This is a genomic window from Dinoroseobacter sp. PD6 (assembly GCF_028807315.1).
Lineage (GTDB): Bacteria > Pseudomonadota > Alphaproteobacteria > Rhodobacterales > Rhodobacteraceae > Dinoroseobacter > Dinoroseobacter shibae.
This window is the reverse complement of record NZ_JARAMN010000001.1, coordinates 1-21,406: the sequence shown is the minus strand read 5'-3', so window position 1 is coordinate 21,406 and position 21,406 is coordinate 1. Positions and strand designations below refer to the sequence as shown.

Genomic DNA, 21,406 nt, shown 5'->3' with positions numbered 1-21,406 from the left:
CTCAGCGCGATTGGCGGCGGACCTGGCGGCAGAGCAGGATAACCGGCAAGAGCCCCACGGCCACGATCAGCAGGCTGGGCACGGCCGCCCCTTCGAGCCGTTCGTCTGAGGCCAGCCGGTAGGCCTGCACCGCCAGCGTGTCGTAGTTGAAGGGCCGCATGATGAGCGTCGCGGGCAATTCCTTCATAACGTCGACGAACACGATCAGCAGCGCCGTCAGCAGGCTTGGCGTCAGGATCGGCAGGTGCACCCGACGCAGGGTGCCGTAGGCGGTCTGGCCCAGCACCCGCGCGGCATAGTCGAGATTGAGGTTGATCGTCGCCTGTCCGCCCTCGTAGGCGCCCAGCGCCGCGGCGAGAAACCGGATCATGTAGGCCCCCACCAGAAGCCAGATCGATCCGGTCAGCAGCAGCCCCGTGGAGAGGTCGAAATTGGCGCGCATCCAGGCATCGAGCGTGTTGTCGAAGAGCGCGAAGGGCACCAGAAGCCCTACCGCGATCACCCCGCCCGGGATCGCGTAGCCGAGCCGCGCGATATAGAGAGCCGCGTCCGAGCGCGGGCCGGGGCGGACGCGTTGGTAGTACCCCAGGATCACCGCCGCGCAGACCGTCAGAACCGCCGCCGCCGAGGCCAGGGTCAGGGAATTCGTGATGAAACGGATGTAGCGGCGGCTGAGCAGGTTCTGCTCGGACCCGATGCCCATGACCAGCAGGGTGACGATCGGGATGACCACGCCGAGAAGCACCGGCGCGCCGCACAGGATCGTCGCGCTCCAGCGGTGCCAGCCGGTCAGGGTGGTGCGGGGCATGGCCTCCTGCCGCTTGCCGCCGTGGTACTTGGCAGAACCGCGGCTTTGACGCTCCAGCACCGCGAGCAGGAGCGCGAAGCCCAGAAGCCCGAGGGCAAGCTGGGACGCGGCCACCCGGTCCCCCATGTTGAACCAGCTGGTATAGATGCCCGTGGCGAAAGTATGGACGCCGAAATAGGACACGGTGCCGAAATCGGCGATGGTCTCCATGGTGGCCAGCAGGACGCCCGCGGCGATGGCAGGGCGCGCCATGGGCATGGAGACCTCCAGAAAGGCGCGGAAAGGCGTGCGGCCCAGGGCGCGGGCGGCAAAGAAAGTGGTGGCGCTCTGCTGCACGAAAGCCGCGCGGGCGAGCAGATAGACATACGGGTAGAGCACGAGGATCAGCATCGCCGCAGCCCCGCCCAGCGAGCGGATCTCGGGAAACCAGTAGTCGCGCGGTCCCCAGCCCATCACCGATCGCAGCGTCGCCTGCACGATGCCGGGATGGTCGAGCACATGGGTATAGGCATAGGCCAGCACATAGGCCGGAAAGGCCAGCGGCAGGACCAGCAGCACCTCCAGCCAGCGGCGACCAGGGAACTCGTACATCGATATGAGCCAGGCTGTGGAGGTCCCGATCATGAAGGTGCCGGTGCCGACGAGCACCACCAGCGCCAGGGTTGCGCCGGTATAGCCGGGCAGCACGGTGTCGGCGAGTTGGGCCAGGGTATCGGTCCCCCCCGACAGCGCCGTGATCAGGACCGCGAGCATGGGCAGCAGGCAGAGCGCCGCGAGCACGAGCGCGCCCGTGCCCAGCAGCCGGGCCTCGCGGCGCTTGCGGGCACGGCTTTTCACGGGACGCTCGCCAGAGGGATCGGACAGGGTTGCCATGGGCGCGATCTAGCCTCGCCCACGGGCGGGACGCAACCCGCCTTGCGTCCCCCGCGCCGTTGCGCCGCTGAGCGCGCAATCGCATGCCGCGCGCCCGACCCGGAACCGGGGCCAAGCGGTTTCGAAACCGCTTGGGGCGCGCATGGCCGGCAATGGGAGCACCTTGGAAGAGCGGTCGGCTGCGGCCCGCCCCGCGGATCCAGCGCGCCGGGCCCGGCGGGGGATCAAGCGGTTTCGAAACCGCTTGGACCGCGCACCGCTCAGCCGCCGGTGAGGGCCACGTAGAAGAGCCGCGCCGCCAGCGCACTCAGCAACCCCAGAACCAGCTTGTCAAACCCCTCGGCGGACATCTTGCGCGCCAGCCACGCCCCCAGCGGCATGAACAACAGGATCGGCGCCAGCGCGGCAACGCTCAGGCCGAAGACCGGCAGGGTCAGAAGCCCGGTGGCAAAGAGCGCGGGCACCTGCACCACCGCCATGCCGATGAAACAGGTCGAGACGGTCGCGATGAAAACCGGCCGCGCCAGGCGCATCGCGTTGAGATAGCTCAGGGTGATCGGGGCAGAGATCCCCGCCGCCCCCTGCAACAGCCCCGCCCCCAGGGATACCGGCCAGACGATGCGCCGTGCGGTGTCCAGCGCCAACCGGAACTCCGGGCGTGCAAGGCGCAGGCCGATATAGACCGCCACTCCGAACGCCACCGCCAGCAGCAGCACCCGGTCCGGCAGCACCGCGAGCAGGAAGGTACCGGCCAGGCAGCCCGCCGCCGCCCCGCCCGCCAGCATCCAGGTGAACCCGCCGGGGATCAGATGCGCGCGGTAGCGCCACAGCTGCCAGCTGTTCGACAGGAGATTCGGCATCGCCATGATCATCACGCCGAGCCGCACGTCGTAGAACGCCGCGATCACCGGCACCGCGATCACCGGCGCGCCCGCGCCGGTCGCCCCCTTGACGGTGCCGCCCAGGGCGAGGGCCGCGAAGATGGCCAGAAGCGCGACGGGATCCAAGGCGGGCAAGCGCGGTCAGCTCCGCGGCAGGTGTGTGGCGTAATCGCTGACCAGCAGGTGCGTGGGCGCGACGTCCTCCTCGATCTCGGCGAACCGCCCGATGGGATCGCGGAAGATATTGTCGGTCTCGTCGTCGTTGACGGTGGAGACCTCGCCGATCAACACGTCGCCCCCCTCCCCCCAGAAGGCGTGCCAGTCCCCGGGCATCAGCGTCACGCTCTCGCCCGGGGCCAGGCGCAGCTTGTCGCCGGGGGCGTAGGGGCGCGCGATGCCATCGCAGGCCACGGTGCCGCCGCGATCCTCGGCGAAGTTGCCCGCGTCGTCGGAGCCGTAGAGCTCGACCACCAGCGTGGCCCCGCCGCGATTGATGATATCCTCGGCCTTGATCACATGGGTGTGCATCGGGCTGATCTGGTCGCGGCGCGAGATCAGCAGCTTCTCGGCGTAGCACATGCCACCACCGCGCTGCAGGTCCGCAAGCCGCCCGTTGCGCAGGGTGAACAGGAACAGCCCCATCTCGTCGAACCGCCCCGCGCCGTAATCGGTGATGTCCCAGCCGCAGCGGGCGTCGATGACATGGCGGGCCTCGGGCGCGCGGGCGGCGAACTCCGCGGGGCTCCAGCGCGCGAAGGGCGGCAGAACGAACCCGTGGCGGCGGATCAGGGCATCCGCCTCGGCCATGATGGCGTTGATTTCGGATCGTTTCATGCGCGTCCCCTCCCCGGTATCGCCCGGGACCATGGGCCGGAGCGGCGGGGGTGTAAAGGGCTCAGCGGCGGCCCGGGAACTGCGCCAGCGTGATGCCCGCATCCTCCAGTGCCGCGCGGGTGGCGCGGGCAATGCCCACGGCCTCGGCCGTGTCGCCATGCAGGCAAATGGTGTCAATGGGCGTGGAGATATGGGCACCGCTTTCAGTGATGATCGCCCCGGCCTTGACCATCTCGACCATGCGCGCGCCGGCCCGGTCGGGGTCGTGGATCACGGCCCCGGGCAGGCGGCGGTCCACCAGGGTCGCGTCGTCGTTATAGGCGCGGTCGGCAAAGATCTCGGCGGCCCAGCGGCAGCCCAGCGCCTCGACCGCCGTCTGCTGCGCCGTGGCGGCCAGCACCATGACGATCACGTCCGGGTCGGCAGCCAGCGCACCCTCGTAGCAGGCGCGCGCCATCTCGGCATCCTCCGAGCACATGTTGGCCAACGCCCCGTGCAACTTGACGTGCCGCACAGCCCCGCCCGCCTGCCGTGCCATGGCCTGGGCCGCGCCTACCTGCCAGGCCACGAGGTTGCGCAGGCTGTCATGGGGCATCTGCATCCGGCGCCGCCCGAAGCCCTGCAGGTCCGGCAGGCCGGGATGGGCGCCGATGCCCACGCCGTTCTCGACCGCCAGCGCCATGGTCCGTGCCATCACGTCCCAGTCGCCCGCATGGGCGCCGCAGGCGATATTGGCCGAGGTGATGGTGCGCAGCAGGGCCGCGTCGTCGCCCATGGGCCAGGGACCGAAGCTTTCGCCCATATCGGCGTTCAAATCGACTGTGATGGTCATGGCGAGGGCTCCTCCCCGGCGGTGACGCCGCTGATCAGTTGGTAGGACAGAAGGTCCGACATCTCGCGCGGGTCGCGCAAGAGGGGGCGGACCTGTTTCGGCAAGGCCTGCAGCAGCTTGGCCTCGGCGCGCTCGGCCGCAAGGGCGGTGGCGCGATCCACGAGGGCGAGGCGGATCGGCGCGCCCGGCCCGGCCTGCATCGCGCGCGGCAGATCGCAGGGGATGACGGTGGCGATGCGGGGATAGCCGCCGGTGGTCTGGCTTTCGGCCCCGAGGATATAAGGCGCGCCCTCGCCGGTGACCTGGATGTCGCCGGGCACGACGATCTCGGACAGCACCGTGAGCCCGCCCCGGGCAAAGAACCCGTCGCCCGCGTGGGCGAGACGCACACCCATCCGGTTGCCGCGCGGGTCGCGGGTGAAGGGCGTCTCGGAGAGGCGGGTGACATCCTCGGGCGCGAAGCTGTCGCTCTGGAAGCTGCGGATGATCCGGATCTCGCCGCCACAGAAGCGATCCTCGACCTGCAGCCCCTGCCCCACCGGGCCACCGGGATCGCGGCCCAGGGGCAGGCTGTCGCCCGCCGCCAGCGCCCGGCCCAGCCCGGCGGTGAGGTGGGTGGAGCGTGAGCCGAGCTCCACAGGCGTGTCGATCCCGCCGCCCACATGCAGGTAGCCATAGCTGCCCCCCTGCACGGCGCCGATGCGCAGTTCGGCCCCGGCGGGCCACGCGTGACAGGCGTGCCAGGCGAGCGGCGCGCCATCGAGCGTCGCCTGCATCGGCGCACCGGTCAGCGCGAGCCGGGCGTCTCGGGTGACCCGGAAGGTGCCACCACTGCCGGCCATCTCGATCGCGGCGAGGTCGGGGGACTGGCGCAGCAATGCGGCGCCTTCGGCCAGGGCCCGGGTGTCCGCCGCCCCGCCCCGGGACAGACCCTGCCCGATATAGCCCAGGAACCCGGCATCCTGCACGGTCAGGCCGGGACCGGCGGCGCAAATCTCGAGGCGCGCGGTCATTCCAGCACCTCCCATGTCGCGCCGCCGAGACCGCTGGGATCGGCTTCGCAGGCGGCATAGTCCTCCGCCGGGATCGCGGGGAACATCACCTCGTCACCCGCGCGCAGGGCGAAGGGCCGGTCGGTGCCGGGGCGGTAGCCGGTGAAGGCGGTCTGGCCCACATGGCGCCAACCCGTGGGCGCCGTGGTGGCGAAGAGCACGAATTGCCGGATCGCCAGCACCAGCGCGCCAACAGGCACGCGGGGCGTCAGCTCGGTCTGGCGCGGCAGGTCCCAGGCGGGTGGCAGCGTGCCGAGATAGGGCATGCCCGGCGCGAAGCCGAGGGTCAGGACCCGGGTGCGCGCGGTGCTCAAGCTCTCGATCGCCTGGGCGGGGGACATGCCCGCCGCCTCCGCCGCGTCCCCGAGCTGCGGGGCGAGATCGCCGCCGAACACGCACGGGATACGCCAAAGCCGCCGCCCGGCGGGGAACGGGGCCGCGTACCAGTCGCGAGCCGCGAGCAGATCTGCCAGCCGCGCTTCCAGCGGCTCGGGGTCGGTCTCCACCGGGTCGAAGCGGATGAAACAGGAGGCCAGGGTGCAGGAGCTTTCCAAAACGTCTGGCCAGGCTTCCGCCTCCACCGCGGCGCGAAAGGCGAGGGCTGCGCGGTTGGCCGGCTCCGACAGGGTGTCGGCGAAGCTGACCAGCAGGCCGGTCAGGCCCACGGGGCGGATTTTCGGCCAAGCGCCCGTCATGGCGCACCCCGGCAGGCGGCGGATGTGTCCGGCGCAAGTTGCGCTGTGTACCTGTCTGACATGCCCGCTCGATCTTCCCTCACGCTGGCACCTTGCCTGCTTCGCGGCAGGAGCGCAACGCGGGAGCGACGCACCGCGTCGACTAGGGCATCGTGAAGGTCGGAGGGCAGTTTTTCGTCGGGGGCGAAGCGGACCGGACCTGTGTCGGCGCGCCCCGATGCAATCACACGCGCCAAGGACGGATCACGCGGCGCCCGGAGGGTCACGTTGTGAACAGCGGCCCCCCCTTGTCCCTTGCGCCCCTTTCCGCGTCACGCTTGCGTGGCGCTCTGCGTTCTGCGTTACGCCTGCGCGTCCGATGATAGGGGCGGTCAAGTCCCGGACACGGGTCCGAGAGAAGCCCGCGAGATGATCTGCGTCTCCAGAAGCAGCGGCACCGGAGGGGCACCGCCGGAGAGCAATGCGGCAAGGACGCGGGCCGCCTCGATCCCCATCTGGCGGTGCGGAACATGGACCGTGGTCAGGCCCGGGGTGACGATGCCGGCGATCTCGATATCGTCGAACCCGGTGATCGACAGGTCCCCGGGCACGGACAGCCCGGCGGCGCGGGCCGCCCCCATGGCGCCCACGGCCAGAACGTCATTACCGCACATCACCGCCGTGGGCCGACGCGGCCCTGCGAGGATCTCTGCCATGACCCGCGCGCCATTCTCGATCGAGTAGGGTGTCTGGACCAGGGTGAGGGCGTCCCGATTCAGCCCGACCTCGGCAGCCGCGTCCCAGATGCCCAGCACCCGCTCCCGCGCCCGGTCGTTGCTGTCCATCGGGGCCGCGATGATCGCCACATCCCGGTGACCCAGACCGAAGACCTGCCGCGCCAGCGCCCGCATCGCCGCGCGGTTGTCGAAGCCGATGGCATGGTGGTCGCTGCCCGCGCAATAGGCCCAGGCGATGACGTAAGGTACGCCGCGCTGCTGCAACAGCTCGTAAGCCCGCGCCGAACGCTCGAACCCGATCAGCAGCAGCGCATCCGCCCCGCGCGCCAGCAACGTGCGGATCTGTTCCTCCTCCAGCTTGGGACTGTAGGAGGACGACGCCACGAGAAGGGTCAGCCCGTGGCGGGCCAATTCTTCCTGAAAGGCCTGCAGGCCCCGGGCGAAGATCGCGTTTTCCATGGTGGGAATGATCGCGCCGATGGTATTGGTGCGTTTCGCCGCCAGCGCCCGCGCCCCGAAATTGGGCGCATAGCCAAGCTCCTGCACCACGGCCAGCACGCGCTCCCGGGTCTGCTCGACCACCAGTTCCGGCGAGTTCAAGCAGCGCGACACGGTCGCCGTGGACACGCCCGCCGCCTGCGCCACGTCCTGGAGGGTCGGCGAGGGGGTGGCGGGTTTGCGTGCCACGCGCCTGTTTGTCGTCCTGTCGACCATGCTTCTCCTACAACCGCAGCGTCGCCAGCTGTCCAACCCCAACAGGCTAGCCTGTCCGGGTCCGCGACGAAAGGCGACCTTGGGCCAATGTAATCGCTTGCATGAATTTATGTAAGCGCTTACATTGAGCGCGACTCGGGGCGTTTGGGAGGACAAAGCGGTGTTTCTAGCATTATCCGCAGCAGTATTCACCATCTACGTGGCCAATGTGGTCATGGGGGCGGTGACCAATGCACCGATGTTCAGCGATGTCACGGAGATGGTCATTCTCTTCATCGCCGCAATTCTCTTCACGGTCGCGATCCTGAAGGCGGAAGCCGCCGACCCTGACAGAAAAGACAGAAATCCATAAGGGAGGAAAACATGGATCGTGATACCAAGGAAATCGCGTCGGTCGAGCGCAGGAATTTCCTGAAACTCGCAGGCTCGGGCAGCTTCACGGCCGCCCTGGTCGTCGGGGCCGGCGGGCTGTTGTGGTCCGATGCGGCCGTGGCGCAATCCGCCCGCGAAGAGCGTGAGCGCGAGGCCGCCGCCGATCACACGATGACGCTGGCCACTGCCTATGTGCTGGGCGCATCGCGCAGCTATCCGATCATGCAACTCGACCTGAAGGAAAACATCCAGAACGCCACCAACGGCAAGGTCTATGTCAAGCTCGCCCCGGGCGGGCAGCTCGGCGCGGGCGCGGCCCTGGTGCAGGCGGTTCAGGGTGCCACGATCCAGTGCGCACAGCATTCTCTGGCCAATTTCGCACCGTTTGCGAGTGCCACCGACCTGATCAACCTGCCGTATTTCTGCGGCTCGAACCAGCGCTTCACCAACCTCGTCAGCTCCGATCCCTGGAAGGCCGAGGTGCATCCCAAAATCGAGGCCGCGGGCTTCAAGGCGTTGATGTATGTGGTGATCGACCCGCGGGTCGTCGCGGTGCGCGCCGGGGGCGCGGGGCCGGTGCTGTCGCCGGGCGATCTCGATGGCATCAAGTTCCGCGTGCCGGGCTCCGCGATGCTGCAGCAGTATTACCGCATGGTCGGCGCCAACCCGACCCCGGTCGCCTGGGGCGAGACGCCTTCGGCGATCAAGCAGGGCGTGGCTGATGCGCTCGATCCGTCCGTGGGCGCGCTTTATGTCTTCGGCTTCGGCGACATCCTGAGCCATGTGACCTTCACCCAAGCGGTGCCGGACAGCCAGGTGTTCTCGATGAACCTCGAATGGTTCAACTCCCTGCCATCGGACGTGCAGGAAGGGATCGAGTTCGCGGGCGAGATGACCACGCACCAGAACCTCGCCAAGGTGCCATCCGCGCGCGCCTATGCGATGTCAGAGCTCACCAAATCCGGTGTCCAGTTCCACTCCCTGAACGACGACCAACTCGCGGAGTGGCAGGCCGCCGGGGGTTACCAGCGCACCGAATGGGACGAGTTCAAGGTGGAGCTGGCCGGGTCCATGGAGGCCTTCTCCAAACTGGAAGAAGCCGCGGGCACACGTGGAAAATTCTACGTCCACGACGCGTAAAGACGCCACTCACGACACCGGGTCCGGCGCTGCGGCGCCGGGCCCCTCACGACCGCATCGTTCAACGCGGAGGCGCCCGAGATCGGGCTGGGCCCTTTCGGGGTCGAGGAGGGACTCATGCGAAATTTCCTGCGAATACTCGACAAGAACGGGGAGCGATGGGCGCTCTTGCTGTTCTACGTTATGCTCGTCGCGACGATGTTCATCGAGGTTCTGCGGCGTGAGATCATGTCCTACTCCTCGATCTGGGGCGAGGAGATCGTCCGCTATTCCTTCATATACCTAGCCTGGATCGGCTGCGCCGCCGCGGTCAAGGAACGCGGACATATCCGCATCGACGTGCTGATGCAGTATGTCGGCCGCCGCGCCAAGGCCCTGCTCTACATCTTCGGGGATCTGGTGATGTTCGTGGTGGCGATCATCGCGCTCTACTGGTCGTTCGAGACGGTGCTGGTCTCGGCCAAGTTCGGCTCGGTCACGCCGGGCCTGCGGATCAGCCAGGTCTGGTTCCTGATGGCGGTGCCCACCGGGTTCGCCCTTGTCATTCTTCGCCTCGTGCAATCCTTCCTGCGCGATCTGGCCGACCTTCGTGCGGGACGACCCGTTTACGAAGGCGACAAGCTGTTCGACTGAGGGGGCGGAGACATGCTTTGGCAGCAAATGGACCAAACCGTGATCTTGGGCTGGGATTTCTATGGCCCGGTGATCATGTTCGTCGCCCTCGTGGCCCTTGCCGTGCCGGTCTGGGCCGCCATCGGCGCCTCGGCGATCCTGATGCTTGTGTGGTCGGGCGCCCTGCCCCTGAGCCTCGTGGGCGAACGGCTGTTCTCGGGGATCGACGCGTTTGCCCTGACGGCGGTGCCGCTCTTTATCCTGACCGGCGACGCGCTTGTCCGCACGGGGTTGTCGCGCAAGTTTCTCGATGTGGCCGAGGCGCTCACGCAATTCGCTAAGGGCGGGTTCGGATCGGCGACGGTGCTGGTCTGCGGGATGTTCGCGGCGATCTCGGGCTCTGACGCGGCGGGCGCCGCTGCCGTGGGGCGGATGACCATCGCGCGGCTGGTCGAGTCGGGCTATCCGCGGCCCTATGCCTGCGCGCTGGTCGCGGCCGGGGCCTGTACCGGCATCCTGATCCCGCCCTCGATCGCCTATATCATCATCGGCCTCGTATTGGGTATTTCGGCCTCGACCCTGTTCCTGGCGGCCGTCATCCCAGGCCTCGCGATCCTGGTGTCGATCCTGGTGACGAACATCATCATGAACCGGCTCAACGGCTGGGAGGGCGGCGGCAATGTCTCGATGCCGGAGTACTTCTCCCGGCTCTGGGCGGCGCTGAAGTCCGGCTGGTACGCCTTCATCGTGCCCGGCATCATCTTCTACGGCATCTTCTCGGGGCGGATGACGCCGACAGAGGCCGGCGCGACGGCGGTCGTGGTCACCATCGTGATGGGTTTCGTGCTGGGCACGCTGAAGCTGAGCGATTTTCCCGCGATGCTGGTGAGTTCGGCCAAGGTCAACGGGGTGATCCTGCCGATCATCGCCTTCTCTGTGCCGCTGGCCGAAGCGCTGGCCATTATCGGCGTGCCGCAGGGCTTCGTCGCGGTGGCGACCGGTGTCAGCGAAGAGCCCTGGGTGCTCATCCTGATGATGCTGGCCATTCTGGTCGCCGCGGGCTGCGTCATGGAAACCACGCCGAACATCGTGATCCTGGCGCCGATCCTGCTGCCCTTGGCCGAAGAGATCGGCATGAACGAGATCCAGTTCTGCATCATGATGATCACCGCCCTGGGCGTGGGCTTCATCACGCCACCGCTGGGGCTCAACCTGTTCGTGGTGTCGGGCATCACAGGGGAATCCATCCTGAAAATCGCCTATCGGGCAGTCCCCTTCGTGTTTTTCATGCTGCTCGTCACCCTTATGATTGCCTATATTCCGGCAATCTCCACCGCCCTTCTTCCAGACATCTTCAAGTAGGATCGAAACATGTCGCGAGAGTATCTCAAGAAAGCCACCCTGACCCCCAAGAGCGACGCGGGCGAGACCAAGAAGATCGTGCGCGCCATCCTCGACGAGATCGAGGCCGGCGGGGACGACGCCGCACTGGCCTATGCCCGGAAGTTCGACAATTACGAAAGCGAGATCCTGCTGAGCCAGGACGCCATCGACGCGGCCATCGCGCAGGTGCCCGAGAAGCTCAAGCGGGACATCGATTTCGCCCATGCCAACGTGAAGCGTTTCGCCGAGGCCCAGCGTGACACGGTCGCCAATTTCGAGATCGAGGTGGTGCCGGGCCTGATCGCGGGACAGAAGGCGATCCCGGTTCATGCGGCGGGCTGCTACGTGCCTGGCGGACGCTACAGCCATATCGCCAGCGCAATCATGACCGTGACCACCGCCAAGGTGGCGGGCTGCAAGCATATCGTGGCCTGCTCGCCACCGCGACCGGATGTGGGCATCGCGCCCGCCATCGTCTACGCCGCCCATGTCTGCGGTGCCGACAAGATCATGGCGATGGGCGGGGTGCAGGGCGTGGCGGCGATGACCTTTGGCCTCTTCGGTCTGCCCAAGGCGAACATCCTCGTGGGCCCCGGCAACCAGTTCGTGGCCGAAGCCAAGCGGATGCTCTTCGGGCGCGTGGGCATCGACATGATCGCGGGCCCAACCGACAGCCTGATCCTGGCGGATGCGTCCGCCGACCCGATGGTGGTGGCGGTCGACCTGGTCGGTCAGGCAGAGCATGGCTACAACTCGCCCGTCTGGCTGGTGACCGATGACCGCGCGCTGGCCGAGAAGGTGATGGAGCTGGTCCCCGGCCTGATCGACGACCTGCCGGACGTGAACCGCGAGAACGCGACCGCCGCCTGGCGCGATTATGCCGAGGTGATCGTCTGTGCCGACCGTGAGGAAATGGCCGCGACCTCTGACGAGTACGCGCCTGAACACCTGACCGTGCAGGCCGAGGATCTGGATTGGTGGCTGGAGCGGCTGAGCTGCTACGGCTCGCTGTTTCTGGGCGAAGAGACCACCGTGGCCTTCGGTGACAAGGCCTCGGGGACGAACCACGTGCTGCCGACATCGGGGGCCGCGAATTACACCGGGGGGCTATCGGTGCACAAATACATGAAGATCGTGACCTGGCAGCGCTCCACCCGCGAAGGGTCCAAGCCCGTCGCGCTCGCCACGGCGCGCATTTCCCGACTGGAAGGGATGGAAGGCCACGCTCGCACCGCCGATATTCGTCTCAGGAAGTATTTCCCCGACCAGGAATTCGATCTGACCGGCAATGACTGACGCGCCCGCCTCCCTCTTCGATCTCACGGGTCGGGTCGCCTGCGTCACGGGGGCAAGCTCCGGGCTCGGGCGGCGCGCGGCCACGGTGCTGGCCCGCGCCGGAGCCTCGGTCGTCGGCGTCGCGCGGCGTGCCGACGCGCTCGCAGCCTGGGAGGCCGAAACACCGGGCCGCACCGCCAGCGTCGCCTGGGACGTGGCCGACCGCGACAGCCTGCCGGACATGGTGGAGGCAATCTCCGCACCCTTCGGTGCGCCGGATATCCTGGTGCTGGCCGCGGGGATCAACAATCGCGAGCGGGCCGATGCGGTCACGGCCGCCGGCTGGGATGCCACGCTGGCGCTGAACCTCACCGCGCCCTTCTTCCTCGCTCAGGCGCTGGTGCCAGCCATGTCGGAGAAGGGCTGGGGCCGGATCGTCAATTTCGCCTCGCTCCAGACCACGCGTGCCTTTCCGGGCGGTGTCGCCTATGGCGCCACCAAAGGCGGGATCGCACAACTGACCCGCGCCATGGCCGAGGCCTGGTCGGCGCAAGGCATCAATGCCAATGCCGTCGGACCGGGGTTCTTCAAGACCGAACTCACGGCACCCGTGTTCGACAATCCCGCGCTGGCGCAGGAGCTTGCGGACAAGACCTGCATCGGACGCAATGGTGTGCCAGGGGATATCGACGGCCCTCTGTTGTTCCTGTGCTCGGACGCCTCGGCCTATGTCACGGGCCAGATCCTGATGGTCGACGGGGGGTTCACCGCGAAATGAAGGCGCTCGTTTATACCGGAGTGGAGTCGCTGGCGTTCCGCGATGTGCCGGACCCGGCTCCGGCTGCGGGCGATCACCTGATCCGCATCGACAGTGTCGGGATCTGCGGCTCGGACATGCATGCCTATCTCGGACATGACGATCGCCGCCCTGCCCCGCTGATCCTCGGGCACGAGGGCGCGGGCGTGATAATCGGCGGCCCCCGCGACGGGGAGCGTGTGACGATCAATCCGCTCGTGACCTGCGGCACCTGCCCGGCCTGCGTGTCGGGACGCGACAACCTGTGTGCCACAAGGCAGATCATCTCGATGCCCCCGCGCGATGGGGCGTTCGCGCAATACGTCGCCATGCCGGCACGCAACCTGGTGACCGTACCCGACGACGTCCCGCTGGAGAAAGCCGCCCTGGCCGAGCCCGTGGCGGTGAGCTGGCACGCGGTGCGGCTGGGGCTGGCATCCATGGCCGACGCGCGCCGCGACAGCGCCCTGGTGATCGGCGGCGGGGCCATCGGCGTGGCCGCCGCGATCAGCCTGCAAGCGCAGGGTGTGGCGGACGTGACCCTGGTGGAGCCGAATGCCATGCGCCGCGATTACCTCGCCCGCGATGCAAACTACACCATCGCGACGCCCGAGCAGGTCGCAGGCCGGGTCTTCGACATCACCGTGGACGGGGTTGGCTATGATGCCACTCGGGCGGCGGCTTCGGCGGCGACCCGTCCCGGCGGTATGCTCTTGCATATCGGGCTGGGCGGTGGGTCCGCGGGCCTCGACATTCGGCGGATCACCCTGCAGGAGATCACCGTGATCGGCACCTATACGTACACCGCGCAGGATTTTCGTGACACCTGTGCCGCGATGTTTGACGGGCGCCTCGGCGGGCTCGACTGGACCGAAAGCCGTCCCCTTTCCGCGGGGGCAGACGCCTTCGCCGATATCCGCGCGGGCCGCGTGCCCGCACCCAAGATCATACTCAAGCCGTAAAGACAGGAGACCTAAATGTCTGAAATCCCGCATCTTCTGGTCCACGAACATGACGACAATGTCGGTGTGGTCGTGGTCGAGGGGCTGACCGCCGGCACGGACATGCTGTGCTGTGTCACCCACGACAATTCGACCTTCCGGCTGACCGCCAGGCACGATGTGCCGATCGGCCACAAGGTCGCGCTCAAGGACCTCAAGGCTGGCGACACCGCCATGAAATACGGCGAGGATATCGGCAAGATCATCGCCGATGTCGGCCAGGGCGAGCATCTGCACACCCATAACTGCAAAACGAAACGCTGGTAAGGAGCCACTGGAATGGCATCGAAGTATTCAAACCTGACCGTCAAGGGCTACCGGCGTGAAAACGGCCGTGTGGGCGTGCGCAACCATGTGCTCATCCTGCCCGTGGACGACATCTCCAACGCCGCCTGCGAGGCGGTCGCCAACAACGTCAAGGGCACGTTGGCGATCCCGCATGCCTACGGGCGGCTGCAATTCGGCGAGGACCTGGAATTGCATTTCCGCACCATGATCGGCACCGGGTCCAATCCCAACGTGCATTCGGTCGTGGTGATCGGCATCGAGCCAGGCTGGACCAGGCGCATCGCCGACGGCATCCGCGAGACCGGCAAGGAAGTGGCCGAATTCTCGATCGAGCAGAAGGGCGATTTCGAAACGATCCGCGCGGCCTCCTGGGCGGCGAAGGATTTCGTCCACAAGGCGACCGAGATGCAGCGCGAAGAGTGCAGCATCTCCGAGCTGTGGGTGTCCACCAAATGCGGCGAGAGCGATACCACCACGGGCCTCGGATCCTGCCCCACGGTCGGCAACATGTATGACAAGCTCCTGCCCGAAGGGATCACCGGGTTTTTTGGCGAGACCTCCGAGATCACCGGGGCCGAGCATATCTGCCAGAAGCGCGCGATCAACGAAGAGGTCGGGCAGCGCTGGTACAAGATGTGGAAGGCCTATCAGGATGACGTGATCTTCGCGCACCAGACCGATGACCTGAGCGACAGCCAGCCCACCAAGGGCAACATCGAGGGGGGTCTGACCACCATCGAGGAGAAGGCCCTCGGCAACCTGGAAAAGATCGGCCGCACCTCGCAGTTCATCGATATCCTGGAGCCTGCCGAGCAGCCCAAGTCCGGCAACGGGCTCTACTTCATGGACAGCTCTTCGGCGGCCGCCGAATGCGTGACGCTGATGGCAGCGGGCGGCGCGGTGATCCACACCTTCCCCACCGGCCAGGGCAACGTGGTCGGCAACCCGATCGTGCCGGTGATCAAGATCACCGCGAACCCGCGCACCGTGCGCACCATGGCCGAGCATGTGGATGTGGATGTCTCCGGCATCCTGCGCCGGGAGATGACCATCGACGAGGCGGGCGATGCGCTGATCGAGATGATCTGCCGAACCGCCAATGGCCGCAACACCGCCGCCGAGGCGCTGGGGCATCGGGAGTTCTCGATGACCAAGCTCTACCGCTCGGCGTAACGATCTGGGCGCGCGGCGGTGTCCGCGCGCCCGTTTTTCCTTTCGAAGACCAGGTATCCATGTCCGAGACTGAAACGCTTTCCCTGCGCGACGCGCGCGACCTTCTGTTCCGGGCCTTCACGGCCAACGGCGTGCCGGAAGCCGCTGCGCGCAGCACCGCCGACGCCTTGGTCGCGGCCGAGGCCGAGGGCCAGGTGGGCCACGGGTTCTCGCGGCTGGAGGATTACGTGGCCCAGGCCCGCAGCGGCAAGATCGTCGCCGGGGCCGAGGTGACGATCACCCGCCCTGCCCCGACCACGCTGCTGGTGGATGCCGGCCACGGGTTCGCCTATCCGGCGCTGGAGCGTGCCATCGACGAAGGCATCGCCGTCGCGCAGGAACTCGGCACCGCCGCCATCGCCGTGACCCGCTCGCACCATTGCGGCGCGCTGTCGATTCATGTGGAGCGGGCGGCAAAAGCCGGGCTGGTGGCGATGATGGTGGTCAACGCCCCCGCCGCGATTGCCCCCTGGGGTGGCAAGTCCCCGCTTTTCGGCACCAACCCCATTGCCTTCGCCACGCCCAGAGCCGGGACCGCGCCGTTGGTCATCGACCTGTCGCTATCGAAGGTGGCCCGCGGCAAGGTGATGAATGCCAAGAAGGCGGGCAAGCCGATCCCCAAAGGCTGGGCGCTCGATGCCGCGGGCAATCCGACCACGGATGCCGAGGCCGCGCTCGGCGGCACCATGGTGCCCATCGGCGAGGCCAAAGGCACCGCCCTGGCGCTGATGGTCGAGATCCTGTCCGCGGTGATGACCGGTGCCGCGCTGAGCACCGAGGCCGGGTCATTCTTTTCCGCTGACGGCCCGCCCCCGGGGGTCGGCCAGTTCCTGGCGCTCTGGCGTCCGCCCGAGGGGGCGGAGGCGTTCACTGCCCGGCTCGCCCCGCTGCTGGCTCAGATCGAGACGATGGAGGGCGCCCGCCTGCCGGGCACACGCCGTCTGGCCGCCCTGGACGCCGCGCAGGCACACGGCATCGCGGTGCCGCGCGCCTATCTCGACGGCGCCCGCCGTCTTGCCGCCACCCATCCCTGAGCCCCAGTCCCCCGGACCCACCGGGCCGCCCCGAGAAGGAGACCCCATGTCCGCGAAAATTCTGGTACCGGTCGACCTCGACCATGCAGACCTGATCCAACCCAAGCTCGCCCAGGCCCGGGACATGCTCGCCCCGGGTGGAAAAATCCTCGTTGTGACGGTGCTGGAGACTGTGCCCGGCTATGTGTCGGAGTTCGTCACCCACAAGCCCGAGAACAACCTGACCGCGAAAGTGGCCGAGAAGCTTTCGGGACTGGTGGGAGAGGCCGATGATGTCGAAACCCATGTGATCACAGGCAAACCCGGCGTGGAAATCCCGCAATTCGCCGAAGATCACGGCTGTACCTTGATCATCGTGGGCAGCCATCGTCCCGGCATGCGCGACTATTTCCTGGGCTCCACCGCCGCGCGCGTGGTGCGGCGGGCCAGTTGTTCCGTCATGGTGATGCGCTGAGCCCTGGCGCCCTGGATCGGCCCCGGAGGTGCGCGAGAGAGCGCGTGGACCGGTAAGCGGCCATGTCGCAGCCCTTTGGCTCTGCAGGCAACCCGGCGTCTCCCGATCCCGCGTCGGCGTGGCGGGCTGACCCTGCCCCCGCGCCGCCAGCCTCCCATGCCGGGCATGCCGCTTCGCGATCAGCCGCGCATTCTCCGGATCCCGGAAGGGCAGCGCACTGAACGTGGCGGCCTCGGACGTGGCGTCGCCCGGCTCGGCGAACCAGACCGCCCGCTCCCAGCCAATATAGCCGCCGAATTGCGCCCCGCGGGCCACGCGTGATGGGCGAGTGCATGGCGCATTCATAGCCATAGGTCTCTAGCGCCCTGGCGCGACTGTCGTCCTCGTCCGCATAGCCGGTCTTGCGGCGTGGATCGGCCGCCCACATGTGCCACTCGGCCTGACCATCGCGGAGCCACTCAACCAGAACCTTGCCGGTCCCGCCCGCCTGCACGATCCCGAAGGTGCGCGCATGGGCCTCGATCGCATCGGGCACGCCGGGCATCGGCCCCAGCAGGGGCAGACCGTCCGGCGCGTAGGGAATGGGGCCGTTGATCAGCCGCCCCACCCAGGCAGTGCCCAAGGGCGGCACCCGCGCCATGGCATCCTCGATGTACCACGAATAGCGCTGCATGTTCATCACCGCCGAGGCGGCGGAGACGTTCGGCCAACACGCAATCTCTTCAACCCGGCATCGCCAGATGGTAGGGCCGCGACACACCGACCGCCCCGCCCCCGATAATTGCAACGCGGGCGGTGCCCGGCAGATCGCTCATGCGCCGAACACCCGGGTCAGCGCCCCGTCGACGGCGTCGGTGATCTGGTCGATATCGTCCGCGGTGGCGATCAGTGCGGGGCTGAAACACAACGTGTTGTTGTACCCTGGCAGCGAGCGGTTTGTCGCCCCGATGATGACGCCTTGGGCCATGCAATCGGCCACGACCGCCTGCACCAGGGCCTCGGGCGCGGGCTCCTTCGTGGTCCGGTCCGCCACAAGTTCGGCCCCGCAGAACAGGCCCTTACCGCGGATGTCCCCGATCACCCGATGCTTCTCCATCAGCCCGGCGAGGTTGCCCATCAGTTGGTCATGCATCCGGTCGGTGTTGCCCAGCAGATCCTCTTCCTCGATGATCTTCATGTTCTCGATCGCGGCCGCCGGTCCCGCCGTACACCCCCCGAAGGTCGAGATATCGCGGAAATAATCGAGCGGCGCGCCGGGCTCGGATTTGAACATCTCGAACACGCGCTCGGTCGTGACCATGCAGGAGATCGCGGCATAGCCCGAGGCGACGCCCTTGGCCATGGTCACGAAATCCGGCTCGATCCCGTAATGCTGGTAGCCGAACCACTTGCCCGTCCGGCCCAGCCCGCAAACCACCTCGTCGATATGCAGCAGCACGTCGTATTTGCGGCAGATCTCCTGTACGCGCGGCCAGTAGCCCTCGGGCGGGGTGATCACACCGCCCCCGGCCGTAACCGGCTCCAAGCAGAGCGCGCCGACCGTGTCCGGGCCTTCGCGCAGGATCACCTCCTCGATCGCGTCAGCCGCGCGCTCGCCGTAGTTCTCACCCTCCCACTGGGCGCGATATTCCAGGCAATGAGGCACCTCGACGAAGTCGGGCGCGAAGGGGCCGTATTGCGCCTTGCGCTCCCACTGTCCACCCGCCGACATCGTGGCCAGGGTCGAGCCGTGATAGTCCCGCTCGCGATACAGGATCTTGGTCTTGCGCCCGCCATGGACCTTGTGCGCAATCTGGCGCACCATCTTGAACGCCTTTTCGTTCGCCTCCGAGCCGGAGCTGGCATAATAGACCCGGCTCATCCCCGGCATCTTGTCGATCAGCATTTCCGAGAAGATCGCCCCCGGAATCGTGCCAAGCGAATTCGAGAAAAAGCACATCTGCATGAGCTGGTCGCGCACGGCATTCGCGATCCGCTCCCGCCCATAGCCCACGTTGACGGTCCAGAGCCCGCCGGAGACCGCATCCAGATGTTCCTTGCCCAGGGCATCCCAGACGCGCATTCCCTTGCCCTCGACGATGATCCGCGGATCGGTCGTCTCGAAGGGCTTGTGGTTGATCAGATGGTGCCACTGATGGGCACGATCCGCCTCGATCACATGGCTGAGGTCATTGGGAGCAACATGAGTGGTCATCGGCCTGTCCTGTCCTGGCAAGAGGGGCGCCTGCATCCGGTGCGGCACGGAAAGACGTTGCCGGGACTGACGCCGCGCCCATAGGGCCAGCCTGGCCCAGAGCATAAGGCCAGAACCTCCACCTGTCCGGCGCAAGGAGTGTCAGGCTGGACTTAACGACTTCTACCCTACTGGATCCATGCCGCATCCAAAGCGCTCGTCATAGTCGGACCGATCACAGAGACCGAAGCATGACCATACTCCTGATGTATCACGCAATTTTCACAGGTGCGTTCCTCGCGATGCTTGCTGTCACGCGCGACCATGACCCGGGCCGACTTTCGCGCGCTCAAGACCGTGAGCGTCGGCGACGAAAGCGCCGAGCGCCCGAACCGCGCCGCGTCGATCATCCCGGTCATCACGATCTTCTTGTCCTGGGGCTTTCACCGGCTTCAACCTGATGCCGATCCACGCAATCGGCCCTTCATGGGCGAGACACCTACACCGAGACCGACCCACTACCGTGATCACCGGCATCATCGGCCACGGCATCGATATCCTGATGGGCAAGGGCAAGACCTGCCGCGTGCCCTGGAAGGACCGCGCCTGACTGAACGGGCATCTGGACCTAGCGCGGCGGCAAATTCTTCGGCACTCTCGGGCCAGATATGGATATCAGACCCGAGTCCCTCATCTTCGATCAGGACGGCGAAGGCACCCGCCAGCACCGCATCAAGCGGCAGGTGATCGACGGTATCCTCAGCGGCCGGTTCAAGCCGGGCGACAGGATGCCCTCCAGCCGTGGCCTCGCCCGCCAGCTCGGCGTCAGCCGGATCACCGTGACCATCGCCTACACCGACCTCGTGGCCGACGACTACCTCGTGGCGCGCGGGCGGTCCGGGTACTTCGTCTCCGACAGCGCCCCCAGCGCGCCCAGCCTCGTGCAGGCCTGCCAGAACGGCGAGAGCATCGTGGACTGGACGCGCCTGATGTCCCACCGGGAACCGCCGCCCGAGGAGATCGCCCGCCCCTTTGACTGGCACAGCTTCCCCTACCCGTTCATCTACGGACAGACGGATCCCCAGCTTTTCGATCATCGCAATTGGCGGCTCTGCGCGCTCGAGGCGCTCGGCCTGCGGGAATTCGAGAGCCTGACCGCCGACCATTATGAGCGGGACGATCCGAAACTCGTGGAGTATATCCAACGCAACATCCTGCCCCGGCGGGGGATCGCAGCGCGCCCCGACCAGATCCTGATCACCATGGGCGCGCAGAACGCGCTCTGGCTCTGTGCGCAACTTCTGCTCACCCAGCGGCGCAAGGCGGTGCTGGAGAACCCCGGCTACCCCAGCCTGCGCCAGATCCTCGGCGCCACACGCTGCCATACCCAAAGCGTCGATGTGGACGCAGACGGTCTGGCCCCCGAAACGCTGCCCGACGCGCTCGACGTGCTCTTCACCACCGTCAGCCACCAATGCCCCACCAACGCCACCATGCCACTGGCCCGGCGCAAGGCGCTGCTGTCCCTGGCCGCCGAACGCGGCTTCGTGGTGGTGGAGGACGAGTACGAGTTCGAGCTGGCTTTCGGGCGCACTGCAACACCGTCGCTCAAGTCGTTCGACACGCACGGCACGGTGATCTATGTCGGCTCGTTCTCGAAGTCCCTGTTTCCGGGGCTTCGGCTGGGTTTCATGGTCGCCCCGCACCCCTTCATCGCCGAGGCCCGCCGGTTGCGCGGCACCGTGCTCCGCCATCCGCCGGGATTGATTCAGCGGACCACGGCGAACTTCCTGTCCCGCGGGCATTTCGATGCGCAGATCAACCGGATGCGCAAGGCCTACGAGGTGCGCCGCCGCGCCATGGAAACGGCGATCGCCGAGACCGGGCTGCAAGTCGCCTCCCAACCCGCCAATGGCGGATCGAGCCTGTGGATGCGGGCGCCGGACGGCGTGGATACCGACCTGCTGGCCCGGCGGCTCCAGTCCAAGGGGGTGGTGATCGAACCGGGCGCGGCCTTCTTCGACCCCACCCGCCCTCAGCGCAACTTTTACCGGCTCGCCTATTCGTCGATCGAGGTGGCCCGCATTCCCCAGGGCATTCGGCTGATCGCCGCTGCGCTGGCCGATCTGGACTGATCAGGCTCAAAAATCTGGTCCTATGTGTGGCCCGGCTCCCGCTCCTAGATTGCTCCCAACCATACCAAACGAGCGACCGGTACAGAGGAAACCAGACGATGCGGATGACGACGGAAGAGGCGTTTA

The 21,406-nt window shown here is 67.1% G+C and carries 22 protein-coding genes and 1 pseudogene; 12 read left to right on the top strand and 11 right to left on the bottom strand.

The features are described from left to right. Position 1: 1 nt before the first annotated feature. The 7 genes from PVW48_RS00115 to PVW48_RS00085 form a co-directional block, all read right to left on the bottom strand. Positions 2 to 1,681 carry an ABC transporter permease gene (locus tag PVW48_RS00115; protein ID WP_274579725.1) on the bottom strand — a complete coding sequence of 560 codons (1,680 nt, stop codon included), beginning with the start codon at positions 1,679 to 1,681 and terminating at the stop codon, positions 2 to 4. Between the two features lie 260 nt (positions 1,682 to 1,941). After that, complete coding sequence (locus PVW48_RS00110; RefSeq protein ID WP_012178694.1) at positions 1,942 to 2,697, bottom strand: sulfite exporter TauE/SafE family protein; 756 nt, start codon at positions 2,695 to 2,697, stop codon at positions 1,942 to 1,944. A gap of 6 nt (positions 2,698 to 2,703) precedes the next feature. Next, the gene (locus tag PVW48_RS00105; RefSeq protein WP_274579724.1) at positions 2,704 to 3,396 is read right to left on the bottom strand and encodes a D-lyxose/D-mannose family sugar isomerase; all 693 of its coding nucleotides are present in this window, start codon (positions 3,394 to 3,396) and stop codon (positions 2,704 to 2,706) included. 61 nt (positions 3,397 to 3,457) lie between these two features. After that, entirely contained in the window at positions 3,458 to 4,228 is a 771-nt protein-coding gene (locus PVW48_RS00100; protein WP_274579723.1) for a LamB/YcsF family protein, read from the bottom strand. Continuing rightward, complete coding sequence (locus PVW48_RS00095; RefSeq protein WP_012178697.1) at positions 4,225 to 5,241, bottom strand: biotin-dependent carboxyltransferase family protein; 1,017 nt, start codon at positions 5,239 to 5,241, stop codon at positions 4,225 to 4,227. Before PVW48_RS00095 ends, PVW48_RS00100 begins: the two co-directional genes overlap by 4 nt. Beyond that, on the bottom strand, positions 5,238 to 5,975 hold the full coding sequence (locus PVW48_RS00090) for a 5-oxoprolinase subunit B family protein (protein WP_274579722.1): 738 nt from the start codon (positions 5,973 to 5,975) through the stop codon (positions 5,238 to 5,240). Before PVW48_RS00090 ends, PVW48_RS00095 begins: the two co-directional genes overlap by 4 nt. 371 nt (positions 5,976 to 6,346) lie before the next feature. After that, positions 6,347 to 7,405, bottom strand: coding sequence for a LacI family DNA-binding transcriptional regulator (locus PVW48_RS00085; RefSeq protein WP_274579721.1), 1,059 nt, complete (start codon positions 7,403 to 7,405; stop codon positions 6,347 to 6,349). A 199-nt stretch (positions 7,406 to 7,604) separates the two neighbouring features. On the opposite strand from PVW48_RS00085, the gene PVW48_RS00080 reads away from it, so the two are divergent. From PVW48_RS00080 to PVW48_RS00030, 11 genes are all read left to right on the top strand, one after another. Then, positions 7,605 to 7,757, top strand: a complete 153-nt coding sequence (locus PVW48_RS00080; RefSeq protein WP_274579720.1) for a hypothetical protein — start codon at positions 7,605 to 7,607, stop codon at positions 7,755 to 7,757. 11 nt (positions 7,758 to 7,768) lie between these two features. After that, positions 7,769 to 8,917, top strand: a complete 1,149-nt coding sequence (locus tag PVW48_RS00075) for a TRAP transporter substrate-binding protein (RefSeq protein WP_274579719.1) — start codon at positions 7,769 to 7,771, stop codon at positions 8,915 to 8,917. Between the two features lie 117 nt (positions 8,918 to 9,034). Continuing rightward, entirely contained in the window at positions 9,035 to 9,550 is a 516-nt protein-coding gene (locus PVW48_RS00070; protein WP_012178702.1) for a TRAP transporter small permease, read from the top strand. 12 nt (positions 9,551 to 9,562) lie between these two features. After that, a complete protein-coding gene (locus PVW48_RS00065) occupies positions 9,563 to 10,891 on the top strand; it encodes a TRAP transporter large permease (protein ID WP_274579718.1) in 1,329 nt (442 codons plus the stop codon). 9 nt (positions 10,892 to 10,900) lie between these two features. Further along, positions 10,901 to 12,208: a histidinol dehydrogenase gene (gene hisD, locus PVW48_RS00060; RefSeq protein ID WP_274579717.1), complete on the top strand. Its 1,308-nt coding sequence runs from the start codon at positions 10,901 to 10,903 to the stop codon at positions 12,206 to 12,208. Further along, positions 12,201 to 12,965, top strand: coding sequence for an SDR family NAD(P)-dependent oxidoreductase (locus PVW48_RS00055; RefSeq protein ID WP_274579716.1), 765 nt, complete (start codon positions 12,201 to 12,203; stop codon positions 12,963 to 12,965). Before hisD ends, PVW48_RS00055 begins: the two co-directional genes overlap by 8 nt. Beyond that, entirely contained in the window at positions 12,962 to 13,945 is a 984-nt protein-coding gene (locus tag PVW48_RS00050) for an alcohol dehydrogenase catalytic domain-containing protein (RefSeq protein WP_274579715.1), read from the top strand. Before PVW48_RS00055 ends, PVW48_RS00050 begins: the two co-directional genes overlap by 4 nt. Before the next feature lie 15 nt (positions 13,946 to 13,960). Further along, complete coding sequence (locus tag PVW48_RS00045; RefSeq protein ID WP_012178707.1) at positions 13,961 to 14,251, top strand: UxaA family hydrolase; 291 nt, start codon at positions 13,961 to 13,963, stop codon at positions 14,249 to 14,251. A gap of 12 nt (positions 14,252 to 14,263) precedes the next feature. Then, positions 14,264 to 15,445: a UxaA family hydrolase gene (locus PVW48_RS00040; protein WP_274579714.1), complete on the top strand. Its 1,182-nt coding sequence runs from the start codon at positions 14,264 to 14,266 to the stop codon at positions 15,443 to 15,445. Between the two features lie 59 nt (positions 15,446 to 15,504). Further along, a complete protein-coding gene (locus PVW48_RS00035; RefSeq protein WP_274579713.1) occupies positions 15,505 to 16,518 on the top strand; it encodes an Ldh family oxidoreductase in 1,014 nt (337 codons plus the stop codon). Between the two features lie 46 nt (positions 16,519 to 16,564). Then, positions 16,565 to 16,972 (top strand): universal stress protein, encoded by a 408-nt coding sequence (locus PVW48_RS00030; RefSeq protein WP_012178710.1) that lies wholly within the window; start codon positions 16,565 to 16,567, stop codon positions 16,970 to 16,972. A gap of 222 nt (positions 16,973 to 17,194) precedes the next feature. Here PVW48_RS00030 and PVW48_RS00025 read toward each other — a convergent pair. The 4 genes and pseudogenes from PVW48_RS00025 to PVW48_RS00010 form a co-directional block, all read right to left on the bottom strand. Next, positions 17,195 to 17,648, bottom strand: a pseudogene (locus tag PVW48_RS00025) (GcvT family protein); the annotation flags it as partial. Positions 17,649 to 17,783: 135 nt separating this feature from the next. Continuing rightward, a complete protein-coding gene (locus tag PVW48_RS00020) occupies positions 17,784 to 19,166 on the bottom strand; it encodes an aminotransferase family protein (protein ID WP_012178712.1) in 1,383 nt (460 codons plus the stop codon). Between the two features lie 167 nt (positions 19,167 to 19,333). Beyond that, on the bottom strand, positions 19,334 to 19,564 hold the full coding sequence (locus tag PVW48_RS00015) for a hypothetical protein (RefSeq protein ID WP_274579712.1): 231 nt from the start codon (positions 19,562 to 19,564) through the stop codon (positions 19,334 to 19,336). An 80-nt stretch (positions 19,565 to 19,644) separates the two neighbouring features. After that, the gene (locus PVW48_RS00010) at positions 19,645 to 19,767 is read right to left on the bottom strand and encodes a hypothetical protein (RefSeq protein WP_274579711.1); all 123 of its coding nucleotides are present in this window, start codon (positions 19,765 to 19,767) and stop codon (positions 19,645 to 19,647) included. Between the two features lie 46 nt (positions 19,768 to 19,813). On the opposite strand from PVW48_RS00010, the gene pdxR reads away from it, so the two are divergent. After that, a complete protein-coding gene (pdxR, locus tag PVW48_RS00005) occupies positions 19,814 to 21,280 on the top strand; it encodes a MocR-like pyridoxine biosynthesis transcription factor PdxR (protein ID WP_274579710.1) in 1,467 nt (488 codons plus the stop codon). The last annotated feature ends 126 nt before the right edge of the window (positions 21,281 to 21,406 follow it).